The sequence below is a fragment of the Paraglaciecola aquimarina genome (assembly GCF_032464635.1).
In the GTDB taxonomy this organism is placed as follows: domain Bacteria; phylum Pseudomonadota; class Gammaproteobacteria; order Enterobacterales; family Alteromonadaceae; genus Paraglaciecola; species Paraglaciecola aquimarina.
This window is the reverse complement of record NZ_JAWDIO010000002.1, coordinates 14,492-33,936: the sequence shown is the minus strand read 5'-3', so window position 1 is coordinate 33,936 and position 19,445 is coordinate 14,492. Positions and strand designations below refer to the sequence as shown.

General features: G+C 41.5%; 16 protein-coding genes and 6 pseudogenes. 15 read left to right on the top strand and 7 right to left on the bottom strand.

Annotated features, from left to right (window positions below):
- Window positions 1-50 precede the first annotated feature (50 nt).
- The 5 genes and pseudogenes from RS130_RS00950 to RS130_RS00930 all read right to left on the bottom strand — a co-directional run bounded on the left by RS130_RS00950 (window position 51) and on the right by RS130_RS00930 (window position 4,047).
- Window positions 51-1,050, bottom strand: a pseudogene (locus RS130_RS00950) (cytochrome d ubiquinol oxidase subunit II).
- Between the two features lie 2 nt (window positions 1,051-1,052).
- Window positions 1,053-2,431, bottom strand: a pseudogene (locus tag RS130_RS00945) (cytochrome ubiquinol oxidase subunit I).
- A gap of 65 nt (window positions 2,432-2,496) precedes the next feature.
- Window positions 2,497-3,049, bottom strand: a pseudogene (locus tag RS130_RS00940) (GbsR/MarR family transcriptional regulator).
- A 222-nt stretch (window positions 3,050-3,271) separates the two neighbouring features.
- Window positions 3,272-3,652, bottom strand: a complete 381-nt coding sequence (locus RS130_RS00935; RefSeq protein ID WP_316024380.1) for a hypothetical protein — start codon at window positions 3,650-3,652, stop codon at window positions 3,272-3,274.
- Entirely contained in the window at window positions 3,631-4,047 is a 417-nt protein-coding gene (locus RS130_RS00930) for a type 2 periplasmic-binding domain-containing protein (RefSeq protein WP_316024379.1), read from the bottom strand. The genes RS130_RS00935 and RS130_RS00930 overlap by 22 nt, the downstream gene beginning before the upstream one ends.
- A gap of 436 nt (window positions 4,048-4,483) precedes the next feature.
- Between RS130_RS00930 and RS130_RS00925 the strand changes: the two genes are divergently transcribed.
- Both RS130_RS00925 and RS130_RS00920 read left to right on the top strand, forming a co-directional pair.
- Window positions 4,484-5,005 carry a hypothetical protein gene (locus RS130_RS00925; protein ID WP_316024378.1) on the top strand — a complete coding sequence of 174 codons (522 nt, stop codon included), beginning with the start codon at window positions 4,484-4,486 and terminating at the stop codon, window positions 5,003-5,005.
- A 153-nt stretch (window positions 5,006-5,158) separates the two neighbouring features.
- Window positions 5,159-5,494 (top strand): zinc ribbon domain-containing protein YjdM, encoded by a 336-nt coding sequence (locus tag RS130_RS00920; RefSeq protein WP_316024377.1) that lies wholly within the window; start codon window positions 5,159-5,161, stop codon window positions 5,492-5,494.
- Between the two features lie 115 nt (window positions 5,495-5,609).
- On the opposite strand, the pseudogene RS130_RS00915 reads toward RS130_RS00920, so the two are convergent.
- Together RS130_RS00915 and RS130_RS00910 are read right to left on the bottom strand one after the other, a co-directional pair.
- Window positions 5,610-7,351, bottom strand: a pseudogene (locus RS130_RS00915) (bifunctional lysophospholipid acyltransferase family protein/GNAT family N-acetyltransferase).
- A gap of 163 nt (window positions 7,352-7,514) precedes the next feature.
- Window positions 7,515-8,195, bottom strand: a complete 681-nt coding sequence (locus RS130_RS00910) for a hypothetical protein (RefSeq protein ID WP_316024376.1) — start codon at window positions 8,193-8,195, stop codon at window positions 7,515-7,517.
- A gap of 234 nt (window positions 8,196-8,429) precedes the next feature.
- Between RS130_RS00910 and yegD the strand changes: the two genes are divergently transcribed.
- From yegD to rplF, 13 genes and pseudogenes are all read left to right on the top strand, one after another.
- Window positions 8,430-9,782: a molecular chaperone gene (yegD, locus tag RS130_RS00905; protein WP_316024375.1), complete on the top strand. Its 1,353-nt coding sequence runs from the start codon at window positions 8,430-8,432 to the stop codon at window positions 9,780-9,782.
- Window positions 9,783-9,974: 192 nt separating this feature from the next.
- Window positions 9,975-11,006, top strand: a complete 1,032-nt coding sequence (pyrC, locus tag RS130_RS00900; protein ID WP_316024374.1) for a dihydroorotase — start codon at window positions 9,975-9,977, stop codon at window positions 11,004-11,006.
- Window positions 11,007-11,070: 64 nt separating this feature from the next.
- Window positions 11,071-11,691 (top strand): substrate-binding periplasmic protein, encoded by a 621-nt coding sequence (locus RS130_RS00895; protein ID WP_316024373.1) that lies wholly within the window; start codon window positions 11,071-11,073, stop codon window positions 11,689-11,691.
- Between the two features lie 294 nt (window positions 11,692-11,985).
- Window positions 11,986-12,665: pseudogene (locus tag RS130_RS00890) on the top strand (crotonase/enoyl-CoA hydratase family protein).
- A 38-nt stretch (window positions 12,666-12,703) separates the two neighbouring features.
- Window positions 12,704-14,083 carry an ATP-dependent RNA helicase DbpA gene (dbpA, locus tag RS130_RS00885; RefSeq protein ID WP_316024372.1) on the top strand — a complete coding sequence of 460 codons (1,380 nt, stop codon included), beginning with the start codon at window positions 12,704-12,706 and terminating at the stop codon, window positions 14,081-14,083.
- Between the two features lie 698 nt (window positions 14,084-14,781).
- Window positions 14,782-15,921, top strand: a pseudogene (locus tag RS130_RS00880) (AMP-binding protein); the annotation flags it as partial.
- Window positions 15,919-16,422 (top strand): acyl-CoA synthetase family protein, encoded by a 504-nt coding sequence (locus RS130_RS23640; protein WP_428982840.1) that lies wholly within the window; start codon window positions 15,919-15,921, stop codon window positions 16,420-16,422. The pseudogene RS130_RS00880 and the gene RS130_RS23640, both read left to right, overlap by 3 nt.
- A 501-nt stretch (window positions 16,423-16,923) precedes the next feature.
- Complete coding sequence (gene rplN / locus RS130_RS00870) at window positions 16,924-17,289, top strand: 50S ribosomal protein L14 (protein ID WP_316024370.1); 366 nt, start codon at window positions 16,924-16,926, stop codon at window positions 17,287-17,289.
- Between the two features lie 11 nt (window positions 17,290-17,300).
- A complete protein-coding gene (gene rplX / locus RS130_RS00865) occupies window positions 17,301-17,615 on the top strand; it encodes a 50S ribosomal protein L24 (RefSeq protein ID WP_316024369.1) in 315 nt (104 codons plus the stop codon).
- Window positions 17,616-17,631: 16 nt separating this feature from the next.
- Window positions 17,632-18,171: a 50S ribosomal protein L5 gene (rplE, locus tag RS130_RS00860; RefSeq protein WP_316024368.1), complete on the top strand. Its 540-nt coding sequence runs from the start codon at window positions 17,632-17,634 to the stop codon at window positions 18,169-18,171.
- Window positions 18,172-18,182: 11 nt separating this feature from the next.
- A complete protein-coding gene (gene rpsN, locus RS130_RS00855; RefSeq protein ID WP_316024367.1) occupies window positions 18,183-18,488 on the top strand; it encodes a 30S ribosomal protein S14 in 306 nt (101 codons plus the stop codon).
- A gap of 12 nt (window positions 18,489-18,500) precedes the next feature.
- On the top strand, window positions 18,501-18,893 hold the full coding sequence (gene rpsH / locus RS130_RS00850; protein ID WP_316024366.1) for a 30S ribosomal protein S8: 393 nt from the start codon (window positions 18,501-18,503) through the stop codon (window positions 18,891-18,893).
- Between the two features lie 10 nt (window positions 18,894-18,903).
- Window positions 18,904-19,437: a 50S ribosomal protein L6 gene (gene rplF / locus RS130_RS00845; protein ID WP_316024365.1), complete on the top strand. Its 534-nt coding sequence runs from the start codon at window positions 18,904-18,906 to the stop codon at window positions 19,435-19,437.
- Window positions 19,438-19,445 lie beyond the last annotated feature (8 nt).

The following is a 19,445-nucleotide window of genomic DNA, read 5'->3' as shown; positions in this document are numbered from 1 at the left end:
ACCTCAGGCCGCGTATAGGGGAGCGTGAGATAGTTTGGGCGAAAATAATGTTAGTAATATCTGAGAGCTTCTACTTTGCCCCAGAATACTCGATAAGAAAACACCGTATAAGCTAGGATACATGGAATAACGATGATCGCTCCATATAAGATAAAGCGCAGTGATTCAGGAGCACTAGCCGCTTGCCAGATAGTCAATTTACCGGGAACCACATAGGGGTAAAAACTAAATGCCAATCCGCAGAAACAAAATATATAAACAAATACAATGATTAAGAACGGTAACCAACAACCTGAGTCATCTTTTAGCGGCAGTTGTTTAAGTACTGTATGCCCTAGATATAACAAGGCAAAACTAACCACTGGGATGATCGCGACAAAATAGGCAAACGGTGCGGTAGTCCAGCGTAAAAACACAAATTGGTTAATTAAAGGGTTGACGATACAAACAGCTAAAATTCCTAAGAAACTGACTTTGCCAGTTATTTTTGCCCACCTAATTGCTTTTAATTGCAATTGATCTGTGGTTTTTAGAATTAACCAGCAACTACCAATCAAGGCATAAGCGCAGGTCACACCAAGCGCGCTCAATCCGGCAAACAAATAAGCTGTCAGTGAGGATTCAAAGCCCATGACAAAACAGCCCAGCATATAACCTTGACTGGCACTGGCTATAAACGATCCGAGCTTAAATATTTGATTCCATCTGTGTTTATTCACTAGTGCGACTTTGGCCCTAAAGTCAAAAGCTACACCGCGCAATATTAGTCCAATTAACATGATTGCAGTGGGAATGTATAAGACTTTTAGAATGGCACTATGGGCGCTAGGAAAGGCAATCAACAACAAGCCAATCGCAAGTACAAGCCAAGGTTTCGTTGGCATCCCAAAATGGGCCTATTGATGCGATCATTTGGTCCGCTTGCTGATCATTGTCTAATGGCAATAGCAAACCTACTCCCAAATCGTAACCATCAAGTATGGCGTATACGATAACAGATAGGGCCATAAGACCAGCAAAAATAACAGGTAAACTTTGGTCGGCAAACATTGTTATGCTCCTTCTTGTGTTTGGGGCTCAAGATTAAGTTGTTGGCGCGATTTTCCTCGGTGTTCATCATCTTGTATTTCTTCAATTTGAACCGCTTTGCGGGCCATTAAAAATAAGGTATGTAAATAGGCACAAAACAATATGAAATAGACGGATAAATACATAACTAAACTAACAACGACATTTTCTGGTGCGATGTCGGTGACTGCTTCTGAAGTTTTTAAAATGCCTGATACTAGGTAAGGTTGACGGCCAATTTCTGTCACGTACCAACCCGCTAGTGTCGCCAGCCATCCAGAGAATGTCATTCCAACTAAGGTGTACAATAGCCCTTTGCGCAGAGGTTTTTTCCGAGCGAGGCGATAGCAAGTAAACCAAGCCACGGCTAACATTAAGATGCCTATACCTACCATCACCCGAAAGCCAAAAAATACGGGAGCAACGGGAGGATGCTCACCGACAAAGTCATTTAATCCTTGCACCTCACCTTCGGGGTCGTGGGTTAAGATTAGGCTGGTGACATTGGGCAGAGCAAGTTCAAAATGATTGGTCCGGTTTTTTCATCGGGTATGGCGAATAGCAATAGTGGCACTCCCTGCTTGGTGTCCCATATTCCTTCCATAGCAGCCACTTTCTGAGGTTGATGTTTGAGGGTATTTAAACCGTGCAGGTCGCCAACGAATATTTGTAGCGGGATTAGAATAGATGCCGCATAAATCGCAGTCTTTAAGGCTAAGCGAGGGGCTTTTTTATTGTCGCCATGAAGTACGCGGTATGCCGACACGCCAGCAATTAGAAAAGCTGTGGTGAGTCCAGAGGCCAGTAATACATGGCTTAGTCGGTAGGGAAATGATGGATTGAAAATAACATCCCACCAATTGCTGGCATGTACTATGCCATCATGTATCTCATAGCCTGCCGGTGTTTGCATCCACGAATTTAAGGCAAGGATCCAAAACGCTGACAAGGTGGTGCCTACCGCCACTAGCAATGTCGCTAAGGTATGCACCCAGTTGGGGACACGGTGAATACCAAATAACATTATCCCTAAAAATGTAGCTTCTAAGAAAAATGCAGTAAGCACCTCGTACCCTAGGAGAGGCCCGGCGATATTGCCGACGCGTTCCATATAGCCTGGCCAATTGGTGCCAAATTGAAATGACATAGTAATGCCACTGACCACGCCTATGGCAAAGGTGAGTGCAAATATTTTGACCCAAAAGCGATAGGTTCGCATCCAGACCGGATGACCGCTGAGGTTGAAGCGCGCTTTAAAGTAAAATAAAAACCAGCCTAAAGCGATACTGATACTTGGAAATAAAATGTGAAAACTAATGTTGGCTGCAAATTGTATGCGAGACAACAGAAAAACGTCATCCATGTGATACCTCTTTGAGAAGATTGAGTAAGCTTGCGAATGGTGAAGGTAAAGCCAGGGCTACCTAATCATTCATTAGTTCGTTTGAGCAGTTTTTCTTTTATATCTAGCACCTTGCCGACACCTGAGCCTAGCTTCATTAGCGTATTTAGTTTTTCTGGACTCAGGCGCTGCAACTCACTGGACCATTTGGTTATTCCCTCGAGTAAGTCGTGCACCTCTTGTAGTTTAGCTTGAGCATGTTGCTCATCTTCATTGGCTGGGGTATCTAACAAAATATCTCTGAGTAGCGACAAGGTGGGGTCCATTTCGCGTTTGCGGCGCTCTTCAAATACTCTGTTAGCCATGTCCCAAATACTGCCACTAGTATGATAGTAGTCTTTACGATCAGCTGGTTTATGATGAGTTTGTATGAGTTGCTAAGGATTGTAATTCTTTTAAGCCCATACTCACATTGCCGCGAGAAATACTCAGTGCTTCGGCAATTTGATTGGCACTAACCGGCGCTTTGCTAACTACCAATAATGCATACATTTGCCCTACGGTACGGTTAAACCCCCAACGGCTGCCCATTTCGCCAAAATGCATGACAAAGGTTTCGATCATAGGTGTCATGGTCATAGTTACGTTTCTTTTGAAGTTTCAGTAATTTCTGAAAGTTTAGGCTTTATTCGCTGGTAGTCAATGAAAATTTGCAACTAATCGCTGATATGGCGTATTGCACAGATTTTACATTTAATAAAATTGGTATATGGAGTAACGAAAAGGCGTAGTCCTAAGGATGAGCATTCAAAAAAGTTAGCTGTGAACCGGTCTGGTAGTAAGTCGTTAGGTATTCAACAGTCAGCTTTTATTAACTCCGCTTTGGGTCAATTGCTGTAAAACCGCTTCTGGTTCAGTTAATCCATAGCGCAACTTTATTGTTTTGACTAAAGAAGGGTGGGTCAGTATGAAATGGTTAATTTGCTCAACAAGCTTTATTTGCTTGATGGTTGATAACTTGAATTCAACTACTGAGTGGGGCAGTGTTGGGTCAAATACTAAGGTATTAAATTCAGGAGTGCTTTGTTGTTGATTACGGCTGACATAATAATCAACTTCAGCGGCATCTACTCGACCTAAGAGCAAAAGTTGCAATTGTGCTTTAAGCGTTGCCACCGGAATCAGTGTTAGTGCATTTGCATCAATGGCGTCTTGCCATCCTAGTTGTGGTGTAAAACCCAAAGAACCCCCAAGCGTTTGATATTGGCTGCGTCCTTTCTCAAATCAGCTTTATTCACCATAGTACCGCCTATTGTGCGTACTATGGTGTGACTATAATATTTTCCTTTGGCAAAAATATCTTGATTATTAAATAAGGGATTGTCTGGATAGATTAAATCTATGCGGCCTTTTTCTAACTCTCTTTGTAACCTAAGAACAGGCATGGGACGGTATTCAAATTGATGTCCACTGAATGCACTGAACTCTTGTAAAATAGTGTGGATCAGGCCCTTATGTGTGCTGGACTTAAAATTGTAATGAGGGTAATAGTTGAAATTTTGGGAGGCAACAATGTACTTTTCGGCGTTAACTGGAAAATGCCAAAACAAAATAAATACGATAATCAACTTGCGCATCAGAGTGAGCCCTCCGCTAAGGGATAAAGGGATAGTAGTTTACCACAATTCTACGAAATCTCTTACCTATACCAAACAGTATGGATAGGTATTAATGTAGCTAACACTGTTTCATATAACCACTATTTGTGAATTATATAGGCAGTGAATTGCCTGAGTTAGCACACGATTCGGGGCAGGGCCGTGGGGTTACAGAATACATGAGGGGGAGCAAATGTGCTGTCGCCAGCGATAAGTTACCTCTGGATACTTTTGAATAAAGGGGCCGTTGCGCTACAAAAGTTGATAACAACGAACTGTTTTGAAGTAATAGTTCTGTCACTTAAATCGTGTAATATGTAGGGGTTATGCTTTGTGTTAAATTAGTTGAAATTAATTCGACGTTAAAATGGTCTAGCAAAGAGCAATGATAATTATGAGTAAAAACAGGTAACAGATGCCCCAGAATAACATAGAGCTAAGTAGCTTATTAGAAACAGTTGATCAAGCGAAAAGCTTTTTGCTAGCGCTAGATGAAAAGCAATATAACACAGTCATTGCACCGCATTTTTCAAGTAGTGCCGGGGCACATATGCGACATATCATTGACCACTATTTGGCGTTAAAAGATGGCGTTGCGAGTAATGTTGTTAACTACAATAAACGTCATCGTCACTCTAATATTGAAACTAGCCCACAAGCGGCTTTAGAAGCTTGGCAAGAAATAGGTGCGTGGCTAACTGATATGGCTTTAGAAAATGCTGATATGTCTTTAACCATTGTTTGTGAAACATCGGTAAATCAAACACAAAATAGTCATTCACAGTCAACGCTTGCTCGTGAATTGGTATTTGTGTCAAGCCATGCGATACATCATTTTTCTTTGCTGGCCGTGATGAGTTCTATATTTGGTAGTAAAACCAATAGCCAATTTGGTGTCGCGCCAAGCACAGCTACATACCTACGAAAACAAGCTTAGCCCCCATATTTTCTAGCTATTCGAAATTCTTCGTTTAGCTAGTTTGGTGGCAGACGGCTGGTAATTTGTTGTTAAAAAACAGATAATACTGGGCAAAATTTTGCTGTGCTTTACCGATCGTACTCTGCTGCGATTTACCTAAGGAAACTCCCTATGAGTGATTTACCCCATTGCCCACAATGTGATTCAGTCTATACCTATGAAGATCGTGATATGTTTATTTGCCCAGAATGTGGGCATGAATGGCCACAATCAGGGGAATTGGATGAAGATGAGAAAGTTATTAAGGACGCAAATGGCAATATTTTGCAAGATGGCGATACTATTACAGTCATTAAAGATTTGAAAATAAAAGGCTCGTCGTCAGTGGTGAAAGTGGGCACTAAAGTTAAAAACATCCGATTAGTGGATGGCGATCACGACATAGATTGTAAAATTGATGGTATTGGTGCTATGAAATTAAAATCTATCTTTGTGAAAAAAGTATAGGATCAACACCTTGCTTCTAGCGACTGCTCAGAAGCTAGAAGCTAAGATAAAACGAGTATTATTAGTGTAAATAATGCTCGCTTCATTCTCTCACTTGTGACAAATAATCCGGTTTCTATACTGCGTCTTTATATTTCTGCCAGCCTTCGGCTAAATACAGTTTGAGTAGTTTATCTGGAGCGGAAGGTAAATCTACACTGAGTAACAAGCCTATAGTGTGTCGTTAAAGTTTCTATCTAAGCCTAAACTATGGAACACCGCTCCCAACTTGTTGTAGTGCTTTAGTAAAATTGGTACATCTTTGCCGTCAGCTTCTAGGCTTTTAAGCAATGCAGTGACATGCTCTTTTAGGTTATGTTTATTGGCTAGATCAGTAAACTCAGGGTGGAAGTCATAATCGAACGGGTGTCGACAGGTTACTGTATTGGTCGGGGTGATCATTGCTTTTTCGATGATAGCGACACTTCGCATATCGTATAATTTGCTGATAGAGACCGTGCCATATAGTGTTCGATATTGTGGAAATTTGCAGACAAAGGCACCGATGCCTCGCCATAATAAGAATAGACCTTGAAAGCTTCTTTGATATTCCGGGATTAAAAAAGACCGGCCCATTTCCAAGCAAGGTTTTTGCCGATTGATAAAATCAGCCGTAAAATTAAACATTCTATGTAGGTATAAGTTTTCTAACTTACCGTCGGCCAATAATCGGTCGGTTTGGCCCATTCGATAGGCTCCGATAATTTGCCCAGTGTCTTGTTTAAACACGAACAAATGAGTGTAAGTTGCATCAAATTTGTCTGTGTCTAGCGGTTCACCACTCCCTTCATTGTGCTCTCTAAATACCTGTTCTCTTAACCGAGCAATCTCATTAACTGTTTGTGGTAGCTGATGTTGAAAGCCAAAGTATACAGACAAACCTTTATGGTCAAGAAGGTGTTGCTCTGTAGGCAGCTGTGCGACTTCTTGCAAAATCACTTCGCCGTTCACTTCTGGAGCCAGCGGCTGTAAATGAGTGACAGGGTCTGGGGCCCAATCTCTTTTATATTCTGGTGCAAGCAAATAAGTATTCGCGCGTAATATTTCTGTTTGGGTTTTTGTATCAATACCTTTTGCATAATGCTTAGCAGTAATGGGATAACCAGCGGTAATGGTAACGCTTGCATTGCGCTTATTGAGTAACTCTCGCGGCAACATCAGCATACGTAAGCGGTAATAAATGCGACCTAATCGATGAAACAGAAGACTATTGTGACCACTAACGAAAATGGGGACATAACTGGCCAGAGCCCGGCTAGTAATACTGGCCACCAGTCGATTCCAAGATTCGTCGACTATGCGCTTGGAGTCTGATTGATAGTGACTCACACTGCCGGCGGGGAAAATTAGTAGTGCGCCACCTTGCTTGACATGTTTTAAGCATTGACGAATTGACGGGGCATTTTCAGGATCATTCTCAGACAAAGGGTTGGTGAAAATAAAGTAGTCTTGTAGTTCTGCAAATATTCTTAAACCTTTATTGGCCATAACTTTTATGTCTGGCCGAACTTGTTCGATTGCCCAGGCTAATGCTACGCCTTCAATGCCGCCAAAGGGATGGTTGCTAGCGAGCACTACAGGCCCCGTTTTAGGAATTTTATGTTGTAATTCTTCTAAGCCTTCGAGTTGGATATTGAGTCCATCTAACAGGCGTTTAGCAAAAGTTGTTCGATCTAACCCATGTAAGTTGTTTTCAGTGTAAAGATCATCAAGTTTTTTAATGGCTAAGATGCGATCCAGTAGCTTCAATAATAGAGTGTTGAAAAGGTTCTTTTTATTGTTTGGTACTAAATTCAGCAGGCTGATAGCTGCAGGCATAAACGTTTTCCGGAAATATTCAGTATTGTTAGTTTGCTTTAATTGACAGGGAAATTCAGCTTTTTATTGCCCACTTAAGGCAAAAATACTGTATTTGATGAGTATCATAAAGTTCAATTGAGCTTAGTTGATACTCATCTTGGTTAGACGGGCTAAATGGGGATTACACTTTAATTAACATGTCGGCATAAGATACAAAGTGGGTTGCCCAAGCTTGCATTAGACGATCAAAGCGACTGAAGTTAATTGCGTTGTCGGTTTCAATGAAATGGTTCCCTATGCCGCCTGCAATACCTATGTCTTGAATTTCGAGAATAGTAAGGCTATCAGTTCCTTGCAGTACGAGGTCGAGGGAAGACTGACCAATTTGTTTAACTAAGGTATGCTCTCTGCTTAGTTTTTGCGGTCCGTAGATATATAAATCAGTTATCTTTGCAGAGAGCATTAATATGCCTTCCTCTGGGCTTTCAAATACTTGCCATCCTGATGTTTTTAGTTGTTGTTTAATACGTTCCTCGAGTGCTTGACTGTAGTCTCGGATCACTCTTTTTCGATAGGCTTTTGTGGTGACGCCCTTAAATTCTCGCTCCCAGCTTCTCGAAAAATTTGCTTCAACTGGGCTTACATAGATTTTCTTGCTACTGGGAATGCTGGCTTTTTCAGCAATACGTAACACATCAAAATGCGGATTTTGAATAAGTTCTGATAGGTCGGCAGTGGTCTTAGCTGAGGATAAGTGGCTGATTGCGGCCATGTATACGATTAAGCCCCACCTGATAGGTGTCACTAACAGTTTGCGACCAAAAATTTGAAGGATTAGAAAATCGAAGTTAAAGACTCTCATTTGGATTATCTCCTATTGTTGTCTGCAGCTTTCTCACAGTGCTCAGCTGTTTTATAAGATTTCAGTAGTATAGTAAAAATTCAATAATTGACCGGAAAGTGTTAATATAACGACGCTTTAGCTGTTTATGTTTATCCCCCGCTTTATATTCTTGAGTCTTCATTGCCTGTATACATTCGAGTTGATAAAAATTGAAATTAACAGCGCTAATACAGAAATATTAAAGAGGTTAAAATGTCTGTTGGATTGGATTTTGGCACGGCGACGTGTTCCGTGTCACATGTTGTAGAAAATAAGGTTCGGTCTATTGCTTTGAACGAGGGAGAAATATTTATTCCTTCTACATTATGTGCGCCAAGTAGAGAGGCGATAACAGAATATTTGTATCGACATCTAAATATTTCCCCAATGAGTGAAGTAGGGGACAAATTGCTGCGGGGCTCGATCAACAAAAACAAAACGGAAGGTCTTGATCTGATCCCAGATGATATTCGATTTGGTAGGCAAGCAACGGCGTTGTATTTAGAAGATCCTACCGATTACTATTATGTGAAATCTCCTAAGTCTTTCTTGGGAATTCTAGGTTTAGATGATATTCGCTATACGATATTTGAAGATATCGTTTGTGCCATGATGGCCAATATAAAACAAAATATTGAAGCGTCGTTAAATAAACAAGTGGATGAAACCGTGATTGGCAGGCCAATCAATTTCCATAGCAAAGGCGGAGAAGAATCGAATATTCAAGCTGAAAATATTCTACGTAGGGCGGCAAGTAGAGCGGGCTTTAAACATATAGAGTTTCAATTTGAACCAGTTGCAGCAGGTTTGGAGTACGAGGCCAACTTAACCTCTGACAAAAACGTACTGGTGGTCGATATTGGTGGAGGAACCTCTGACTGTTCATTAATTCGAATGGGACCAAGTTGGGTAGGAAAACAACAACGCTCGGAGTCTTTGTTGGGGCATGCAGGTAGTTTTGTGGGCGGCAACGATCTAGATATCAACCTTGCAAGCCAGAGTTTTATGTTTGAATTTGGTAAAGACACAAACTCAAAATCAGGATTACCTATGCCCAATATGCCATTTTGGGAGTGTATTGCTATTAATGACGTCGTAGCGCAAAAAACATTTTATTCAAGGTCAAATTTGCGGACTCTCAAGGCTATGCAGTCCTCGGCAACGCAACCTGATAAATTGGCTAGGTTGATTGAAGTTTACCAAAACACGCTGGGTCACAGTATTGTGGCTGAAGCCGAACGAGTGAAAATAGCACTGTCAGATTGTGGTAATTATACTGCGACTATCCAATTGCCATCCGACAGCCTTTCTATTCCTGTCTCTTTGCAACAGATGGAAAAGTCGATTTACTGGCCTGTTCGCAAAATACAAAAGCTTGTCAAAGAAACGCTCGCTCAAGCTGCAACTCAGCCGGATGAAATTTTTATTACCGGTGGTTCGGCTCGCTCGCCTATTGTAAGAGAGACTATTAAATCGGTTGTTGGGGATGTGCCCATTGCGAATGGTGACTATGTTGGATCGGTTACCTCTGGGCTTGCTAGATGGGCAGACCTTTGTTTTGGATAAGAAGTATCGTGTAAGCTAAACAATCCAACGCCGCTAGACACAAAAAGAGCGTTATCCAGAGGTTCGGCTTATCCGGGTTGCAGGTAAATATACAAAAATACTCCAAGCACTCGTTATTTTGTGGTGGAAATTGAGGCATAATAACAAATAATTACTTTAGCTTTAGGCTACACGTTTTTTAAAGGGGTACACATGCAACAAATTACTATCACCACACCTGACGATTGGCATTTACATTTTAGAGATGGCGAATTACTGAACGAAACAGTACCGGCTACTGCTAGATGTTTTGCCCGAGCGATAGTCATGCCTAATCTAGTGCCACCGGTTACCAATGCTAAAATGGCTGTAGATTATAAAAAACGCATTATGTCAGCAGTACCAGATGGTAGTGAGTTTGAACCATTAATGACCTTGTTTTTAACCAATCAAACAAGCGTTCAAGATATAGCTGAAGCAAAACAAGCTGGCGTAATTGCCGCTAAATTATATCCGGCTGGCGCCACGACTAATTCTGAGCAAGCGGTTAGTGCGATTGAAGCTATGTATCCAGTTTTTGCAGAGATGGAAAAGCAGGGGCTACTGTTACTTATTCATGGAGAAGTTACCCAATCTCATATCGATATATTTGACCGAGAGAAGATATTTATCGATTTGTATTTGAGTAAAATTGTCACGGCCTTCCCTAGTTTGAAGATAGTGTTTGAGCATATCACTACTTGCGAAGCAGCTGAGTTTGTCACGTCTAGCTCTGATTTTGTAGCGGCCACTATTACTCCTCAACATCTATTGTTGAATCGAAATGACTTATTGGTTGGGGGAGTAAAACCTCATAATTATTGTTTGCCGGTTTTAAAACGTGACATTCATCAACATGCTTTGCGCCAAGCCGTTGCGACAGGTTCGGCTAAGTTTTTCTTGGGTACAGATTCTGCGCCTCACGCAAAACATGCTAAAGAATCAGCTTGTGGTTGCGCTGGATGTTATAGTGCCTGGAGCGCGTTAGAGCTTTATACTCAGGTGTTTGATGATTTGAATGCATTAGATAAGTTGGAAGGTTTCGCTAGTCTTCACGGCGCTAACTTTTATGGCTTACCGGTTAATACGGGGACGGTAACTTTAGTTAAAGAAAGTTGGCAAGTACCTGATTCAGTTAGTTTAAAAAGTGGTGAAGCCATTGTGCCCTTTTTTGCTGGGCAAACCGTTAATTGGAAAATAGCGTAAGTTATTTGGCACGCACCGTGTGTAAAATTATGATATGAATTCGTCTTGTTTCAGAGTGAAGTGTATGTTTGCTGTAGCCCAGTTATGCTGGGCAATATTGTTAGCGAATAGTGCGCTAGCAAAAGAACCAACTGCAACCGATAAAAGTCTGCGTTTGGCGGTGATTCATATTGAAGTCCCGCCGTATATCTATACCGACGAAAATCAGGAATATAAGGGTATATATCCATTAGTTGCACAAGCTTTGGGGCGAGAAATGGGGTTGCAGTTGATTTATGTACCTACTGCGAGGAATGGTCTAGAAGAGCTTATATCAGAAGGCAAGGCAGATTTAACATGGTTATCTCCGAATTGGGTGAAAAATACTCAAGATGCAAACTTTATTTTTTCTGATCCCATATTAGTGCATCGAGAATTTCTATTTAGTTTTGTACCTTTTGATAGCAGCAAAGGCATATCTGACTGGTTAGATAATAAATCAGTATGTGTTAGACAAGACTATCAATACCCTTCGTTAAAACCATTTTTTGATAAAAAAATAGCGCACCCAATAGAGGTGTCAAGCCAAACACCTATGATGAATTTATTTAGAAAAGGTCGTTGTGACTTACTTTACTCCGATGAGTATCGTGTTACTATGGATGAGTCAACGGTTAAATCTGAAACGCAAAATTTGGCGTTCTGACTTATCTCTTGAAGACGCTGATTTGAGTCTTATGTTTAATCAAAAGTGGCGGGGAAGAATGTCCGAGGTGAATCAAGTTATTGCTCAGTTAAAACGCTCTGGGGAGCTTGATGCTATGCTGAAAACTAGCTTAACTTTCAATCCCTAGATTTAATTTCATTAGTAGCCAATAACGTTAACTGATAAAGCAAACAAAAAGGTTAGAATATATTCGCCTATCGCTTGCTCCTCTGTATGATAGTGGGCCTGTTAAGTATACTGTTCGATGATCGTTGTAGATAAAAGAGAATAACTATGAGCCAACTTGTAAGTTGTCAGATTGAAAATAACATTGCTACTATCGTTTTGCAAAATGGTAAGGCTAACGCTATTTCTCATGCAGTCATTGAGCAACTTAATCTCGCCTTAGACAAAGCCGAACAGCATAATGCGGTGGTAGTATTAACTGGGCATGCGGGCATGTTTTCTGCGGGGTACGACTTGCAGGTGATGCGAAAAAGTTGGCAAGCGGCTAAGCAATTGGTTGAGCAAGGATCAAAATTGACCCGACGTATGTTGGCTTTTCCTACCCCAATATTGGCCGCCTGCAATGGCCATGCGGTGGCAAAAGGAGCTTTTTATTACTAGCAGCCGATTATCGTATTGGTATAGCGGGTGATTTTAAGATTGGTTTGAATGAAGTTGCCATTGGTATACCCATGCACTATGCAGGAATCGAATTAGCGCGGTCTAGGTTAACGGCTGTGTACTTCAACCGCTGCGTATTGTTGGCCGAAATGTTATCGCCAGAGCAAGCCCTATCGGCCGGATATTTAGATAAGGTAGTGGACGAATCTGAACTTTTGTCCACGGTAACTGGTGTTGCGCTAGCTATGACCACCCTTGATATGCCAGCACATAGGCAAACCAAATTAAAAGCACGGGCAACCTTGTTGCAAGTGTTAGATGAATCCATCCTAAAAGACGCCAGTTAATTGTAACGCGTTTTAACTAGATAAATATTGAGATAGTTTTGAATAAAGAATTTGCTTCACTTGGCTTGAAAAATGCGTTGTTAGATAACCTAGAATCTATGGGATTTAAGGAGATGACTGACATTCAAGCGATGAGTTTACCGGCAATTATCGACGGTAAAGATGTGGTAGCTAAAGCAAAAACCGGCAGTGGTAAAACCGCAGCTTTTGGTTTGGGGCTGTTACACAACCTCAATGTTCAACGTTTTCGTGTGCAAGCCTTAGTAATGTGTCCCACACGTGAACTTGCCGAGCAAGTTGCATTAGAAATCCGCAAATTAGGCCGCGGTATTCATAACATAAAAGTTCTGACTTTATGCGGCGGAACCCCTATGGGGCCACAAATTGGTTCGTTAGAACATGGAGCCCACATCATTGTTGGTACGCCCGGGCGAATTATGGATCATCTATTTAGGCAAAGGCTAGATTTATCTGAGGTGAATACCTTGGTGTTAGACGAAGCCGATCGCATGTTAGATATGGGGTTTGAAGTAGAAATGGCAAAGGTAATTGAGGCCGTTCCCCTTGATCGTCAAACCTTATTATTTTCTGCGACCTATCCAGATACTATTGCGCAAATTAGCCGAGACGTGCAACGTAGCCCGATTGAAGTCAGTGTTGAAGCCACTCACGAAACAAGCAGTATTGAACAAATATTCTTTGAAGTCGAAGAACCTCATAGAATAAAAGCAGTAGCGGCCTTGTTGAGTCACTATCAAGCTGAGTCGGCCATTGTGTTTTGCAACACTAAAATTGCCTGCCAAGAAGTGGCTGATGAGCTAACTCGTTTGGGAGTATCGGCTCTAGCTTTACATGGTGACTTAGAGCAGCGTGATAGAACACAAGTATTGACCCGCTTTGCTAATCGCAGCGTGTCGGTTTTAATTGCCACAGACGTTGCTTCACGAGGTTTGGATATCAAAGAAGTGAATGCCGTAATTAGTTATCAGATTACGCCTGATCCTGAAGTGCATATTCATCGAATTGGTCGTACTGGCCGCGCCGAGGCAAAAGGCTTAGCACTCACCTTATGTACCCCAAAAGAAATGCCTAGAGCCAATGCTATAGAAGATTACCAAAAGGCAAAGATTAAGTGGACGGGCATCCAGTCTATTCGTTTTCATGCTAATCGGTTGGTCCAACCTGAGTACGCGACTATTTGCATTGATGGTGGTAAAAAATCTAAAATTCGTCCAGATGATATTTTAGGTGCATTAACGAAAGATGCCGATATTGCCGGTGATGATGTTGGAAAAATCAACGTTACGGCTACACACACATATGTGGCCGTGAAAACTCGTAGCGTGAAACGTGCCTTAAAACAGTTCAATGAAGGTAAACTGAAAGGCCGAAAATTCAAAGCTCGTAAACTATCTTAGCGCCTGAGGCGTTGCAATCACAACACTAGACTAGGGCTTTGCGTAGTAGGATTAAGGTGGGCTTATGCTTGATTCATTAATGAGCCAGTCATCCCTCAACTAGTTTGAGCATCAAGTTGTGTATACTACGCTGTCTTTAGTGCGCTACTACAGGTAGATTTGTTTTGTAACTATCACGCTATCAGCATGGTGACTTTGCTTTGATTCTTGCGAACATTGATATTAAGCGTACTAGGCAATTTCATCGCCGCTGTGCAGATTATCTCCAAGTCTTCTAGCAACGCCAGCATCGCAGAATCTTAGAGCTGTCACGCTAACTCAAATGCCATAGGTAAAAGTATTTAGCCTGATTTCTAGAGAATAAGTATCGTTTAAGCGAAACACTAGTTTGCGCTAAGTAATATCAATATAATTCAATGGCTTAATATATTATTTCTCTACATAACTTCGGCTAAATGTTACTCGGTAACGAAATTTTTGGTGTATAGCAAGGTGGATCGTTGTACGTCATAACGTGTTATTACTAAACAGTTCAGTGCCGCTAGATACAAAAAGAGCGTTATCGAGAGATTCGACTTATCTAGGATTCAGGTTATTTAGTGACAATGATTTTGCAACATGCTTGTTAAATACTTGTAATATTATCAAAGGTTATTAACAATACTAATCTGTCAATCCTCACACACTTAGGATCATCTATGTCATTAAAAACCCCACTAGAAATGCTTTACTACTGGGAAGAGGAAGCACCTGACTCACATTATTTAACACAACCGGTTAATGGAAGAGTAGATAAATACTCATGGGGACAGGTTGCCCAACTGGCTCGAAAAGTCGCAGCTCATCTTTTGTCGATGAATCTACCCCAAGGTAGTCATATCGCCATTTTATCTAAAAACTGTGCAGAGTGGTTTATTACCGACTTAGCAATAATGTTAGCTGGCCATGTATCGGTGCCTATATATTCTACAGCCGGTAAAGAAACGATTCGTTATGTCTTGGAGCACGCCGAATGTCCCGTCATATTTGTTGGTAAGTTAGATAAGACAGAGGAGCAAATGGCAGCGATTGGTGAAGGCGTAGTGAGCTTGGCTATGCCTTACCCCAATATTCCCGCAGACAAACAATGGGCTGAAGTTTTGAATATCGAGCCTTATCAGGGCAAGCCAGTGCCTAGTTTAGATTCTATCATGACTATTATATACACCTCGGGCAGTACAGGTAATCCCAAAGGCGTAGTACATCATTATCGTTCGGTAAGTTTTTCAGGTGCGAACTTTTTGCGTGCCTTATCAATAGATAATAAAGATAGGATATTGAGTTACCTACCTCTAGCGCATATTACCGAACGAGTGCTTGTAGAAATATCCAGTTTTTATTCTGGTTGCAACATTTCATTTGTTGAATCATTAGACACGTTTTCTCGTGACATAATACATACCAAGCCGACCTTATTTATTTCGGTCTCCAAGGCTTTGGACCCGCTTTCAAATGGGCGTATTAGCTAGTTTGCCCCAGAAAAATTAAGTTTTCTTCTGGCCATCCCTTTTGTTGGTAACTTGATTAGCAAAAAAATTCGCGCAAAGCTAGGGTTAGCGCATGCACGGTTGTGTGCCAGTGGGTCAGCGCCTATTTCTGAGTCAACGATTCTTTGGTTCAATAAAATTGGCGTGAATATTTCTGAGGGCTGGGGGATGACTGAAAACTGTGCTTATGGGGCTTCCTGTGTACCCTTTAGGCTAGACAAGGTTGGTAGTATTGGGAAAGCTTACGATAATATCGATTTGCGGATTGCTGAAGATGATGGCGAGATCCAAATTAAAGGTGTTTGTAATATGAAGGAGTATTACTTAGAACCGGAGAAAACCGCCGCAGCTCATACCGAAGATGGCTATTTTCGTACCGGTGACAAAGGCGTCATCGATAGTGACGGATACATCAGAATTACTGGACGTTTAAAGGAAATTTTTAAAACAGCGAAAGGTAAATATGTTACACCAGCTCCAATTGAAGCCAAACTCATGGCTAATTCGATGATTGAACAAGTTTGTGTAACTGGCGCGCAATTAAAGCAGCCAATTGCGCTTATTGTACTTTCAGAAGAAGCTCGAAAATCACCTACCCAGCAAGTCGAGGCAGAGCTTCTAAAAACCTTAGATCAAGTGAATGCCAGTATAGAAAGTCATGCCGCGTTAGATAGACTGGTGATTATGCAAGATGAATGGACAGTAGATAATGGCTTGCTAACCCCGACTTTAAAAGTAAAAAGGCATACCCTTGAAGAAAAGTATGCTGAGTTTATCAATAGCCAGTTAGAAGGAAAAATTGCTAGACAATAAAGCATTCACAATATTTGAGATGGCAAAAAGTTAATCGATATATCGCCGATTAACTTGTATCCTAGCAACGAATGCATAACCTGCACTGAATTTTATACTAGGTATGGTTGTAAAGCCGTAAAACAACACGAAGCCATTTTATCGAGATAAAGATAAGCATGCGTCTAGTTGCATTGGTTTTCTCCTTGTAGCAGCTTATTGAAAGCTTCCTACGAATTGTCCAAAACAAAAAGTATGCTAGGCAGCTAGTTTTCGGCTGACCAAGTTTAATGTCGGTATGTAAGTAATTGAATTTTTTGTAGGAAAATTTAATTTAATTGACACCTGTAATTTAAAGCCGAGATTATTCATTTATTTTGAAATTAAGCTATCCCTCGTATTAGTTTTCTGTTAGTATTTCGCGCCCTTTTGACAGGGGTATGTATAAAAAAGCAGCAAAGTGTTGTTTTTTTACAGTATAAACGACTCGTGAGAGTCTTAATTTAACAGCGGAGCACTAACATGATCCAAATGCAAACTAACCTGGATGTTGCCGATAACTCGGGAGCTCGCAGGGTTCAGTGTATTAAGGTTCTTGGTGGCTCGCATCGCCGTTATGCACATATTGGCGACATCATCAAAGTTACTGTTAAGGAAGCAATTCCTCGCGGTAAAGTAAAAAAAGGTGATGTGCTAACTGCAGTGGTGGTGCGTACTAGAAAAGGCGTACGTCGTTCAGATGGATCTTCGATCCGTTTTGACAGCAACGCGGCTGTTTTGCTTAATGCAAACCAGCAACCGATTGGTACGCGTATCTTTGGTCCGGTTACTCGTGAGCTTCGTGTTAATAACATGAAGATTGTCTCGTTAGCCCCTGAGGTACTATAAGGAGTCACGATATGGCTAATAAAATTCGTCGTGATGATGAAATCATCGTATTGGCTGGTAAAGACAAAGGAAAACAAGGCAAAGTGCTTAAAGTTATTCCTGCGGCTAACCGTCTAATCGTTGAAGGTGTAAACCTTATCAAGAAGCATCAAAAGCCAAACCCTCAGTTGGGTGAAGCGGGCGGTGTAATTGAGAAAGAAGCATCAATTCACGTATCAAATGTAGCGATCTACAACTCGAAAACGGGTAAAGCAGATCGTGTAGGTTTCCGTCTTGAAGGTGAGAAGAAAGTACGTTTCTTCAAATCAGACGGCGAACTAGTTTAATTAATTGGAGAGTACGATGGCGAAACTGCATGATTTCTATAAAGACTCAGTTGTTGCCGAACTTGCTAAGCAGTTCGGTTACAAAAGCGTCATGCAAGTCCCTCGGATTGATAAAATCACTCTAAACATGGGTTTAGGTGAAGCGGTAGCAGACAAGAAGGTATTAGAAAATGCCACGGCTGACATGCAAGCAATTGCAGGTCAAAAGCCTATTGTCACTGTTGCCCGTAAATCTGTAGCGGGTTTTAAAATCCGTGAAGGTTATCCGATTGGCTGTAAAGTAACCCTACGTGGTGAACGTATGTGGGAATTCCTTGAGCGTTTAGTTTCAATTGCAATTCCTCGTATCCGCGATTTCCGTGGCTTAAATCCTAAGTCATTCGATGGTCGTGGTAACTATAGCATGGGCGTTCGTGAGCAAATTATCTTCCCAGAAATCGATTTCGATAAGGTAGATAAGATCCGCGGTATGGATATCACTATCACTACCAGCGCACAAACCGATGCGGAAGCACACGCTTTATTAAGCGCGTTCAACTTCCCGTTTAAAAAGTAAGGTGTAGGGTTATGGCAAAAGAATCAATGAAAGCGCGCGAAGTTAAACGCGCCAAGCTAGTTGCTAAGTACGCGGTAAAACGCGCTGCACTTAAAGCAACTATCAGCGATGTCAACTCTTCTGACGAAGATCGTTGGGACGCTGTTCTTAAGCTACAACAACTACCACGTGACTCATCTGTAAGTCGTAAGCGTAACCGCTGCAACATTACAGGTCGTCCACATGGTTTCCTACGCAAGTTTGGCATGAGTCGTATCAAGTTGCGTGAAGCAGCGATGCGCGGTGAAGTGCCTGGCTTGAAAAAAGCCAGTTGGTAAGGGGTAGCTGATATGAGTATGCAAGATCCAATCGCGGATATGTTTACCCGCGTACGTAACGGCCAGTTAGCTAGTAAAGTATCTGTATCTATGCCGTCTTCTAAAGTTCGTGTTGCAATTGCAGCTGTTCTTAAAGAAGAAGGTTATATCGCAGACTTCGCTGTTTCTGGTGACGTTAAGCCTGTTTTAGAAGTGACGTTAAAGTACTTCGAAGGCAAAAAAGTAATCGAGAGCATTGAGCGCGTAAGTCGCCCTGGTCTTCGCATCTATAAGAAAAAAGATGAGTTGCCAAAAGTTATGGGTGGTTTAGGTGTAGCTATCGTGTCTACCTCTAAAGGTGTGATGACTGACCGTGCAGCGCGTAAAGCGGGCATGGGTGGTGAGATCATCGGCTACGTAGCGTAAGGGGAATAAAATGTCACGTATAGCAAAAGCTCCTGTTGATGTCTTATCTGGCGTAGAAATTACTATCGCTGGTCAAGAGATCACAGTTAAAGGTAAAAACGGCACGCTAACTCGTGTATTTAACGAAGCTGTAGAAGTCGTACAAGCTGACGCACAATTAACTGTTGTTCCTCGTGAAGGTGCAGTAAATGGTTGGGCTCAAGCAGGTACAGCACGCTCTTTGTTGAATAACATGGTAGTTGGTGTAGCTGAAGGTTTTGAGAAAAAATTATTATTGAATGGTGTTGGTTACCGTGCGCAAGCTCAAGGTAAAAAACTAAATTTAACATTAGGTTTTTCACATCCTGTTGCATATGAAATGCCTGAAGGTATTTCTGTTGAAACTCCTAGTCAAACTGAAATCGTCGTCAAAGGCGTTGATAAGCAGTTGATAGGTCAGGTTGCAGCTAACATTCGCGCTTACCGTCCGCCAGAGCCTTATAAAGGTAAAGGTGTTCGTTACGCAGATGAAGTTGTGCGTCGTAAAGAAGCTAAGAAGAAGTAGGAGTCAGT

What these genes read in the sequence shown, in the direction of transcription:
- RS130_RS00930 (WP_316024379.1), bottom strand. Translation starts at nt 4,047, where the DNA reads ATGCGCAAGTTGATTATCGTATTTATTTTGTTTTGGCATTTTCCAGTT.
- RS130_RS00925 (WP_316024378.1), top strand. Translation starts at nt 4,484, where the DNA reads ATGCCCCAGAATAACATAGAGCTAAGTAGCTTATTAGAAACAGTTGAT.
- RS130_RS00920 (WP_316024377.1), top strand. Translation starts at nt 5,159, where the DNA reads ATGAGTGATTTACCCCATTGCCCACAATGTGATTCAGTCTATACCTAT.
- RS130_RS00910 (WP_316024376.1), bottom strand. Translation starts at nt 8,195, where the DNA reads ATGAGAGTCTTTAACTTCGATTTTCTAATCCTTCAAATTTTTGGTCGC.
- yegD (WP_316024375.1), top strand. Translation starts at nt 8,430, where the DNA reads ATGTCTGTTGGATTGGATTTTGGCACGGCGACGTGTTCCGTGTCACAT.
- pyrC (WP_316024374.1), top strand. Translation starts at nt 9,975, where the DNA reads ATGCAACAAATTACTATCACCACACCTGACGATTGGCATTTACATTTT.
- RS130_RS00895 (WP_316024373.1), top strand. Translation starts at nt 11,071, where the DNA reads ATGTTTGCTGTAGCCCAGTTATGCTGGGCAATATTGTTAGCGAATAGT.
- RS130_RS23640 (WP_428982840.1), top strand. Translation starts at nt 15,919, where the DNA reads ATGAAGGAGTATTACTTAGAACCGGAGAAAACCGCCGCAGCTCATACC.
- rplN (WP_316024370.1), top strand. Translation starts at nt 16,924, where the DNA reads ATGATCCAAATGCAAACTAACCTGGATGTTGCCGATAACTCGGGAGCT.
- rplX (WP_316024369.1), top strand. Translation starts at nt 17,301, where the DNA reads ATGGCTAATAAAATTCGTCGTGATGATGAAATCATCGTATTGGCTGGT.
- rplE (WP_316024368.1), top strand. Translation starts at nt 17,632, where the DNA reads ATGGCGAAACTGCATGATTTCTATAAAGACTCAGTTGTTGCCGAACTT.
- rpsN (WP_316024367.1), top strand. Translation starts at nt 18,183, where the DNA reads ATGGCAAAAGAATCAATGAAAGCGCGCGAAGTTAAACGCGCCAAGCTA.
- rpsH (WP_316024366.1), top strand. Translation starts at nt 18,501, where the DNA reads ATGAGTATGCAAGATCCAATCGCGGATATGTTTACCCGCGTACGTAAC.
- rplF (WP_316024365.1), top strand. Translation starts at nt 18,904, where the DNA reads ATGTCACGTATAGCAAAAGCTCCTGTTGATGTCTTATCTGGCGTAGAA.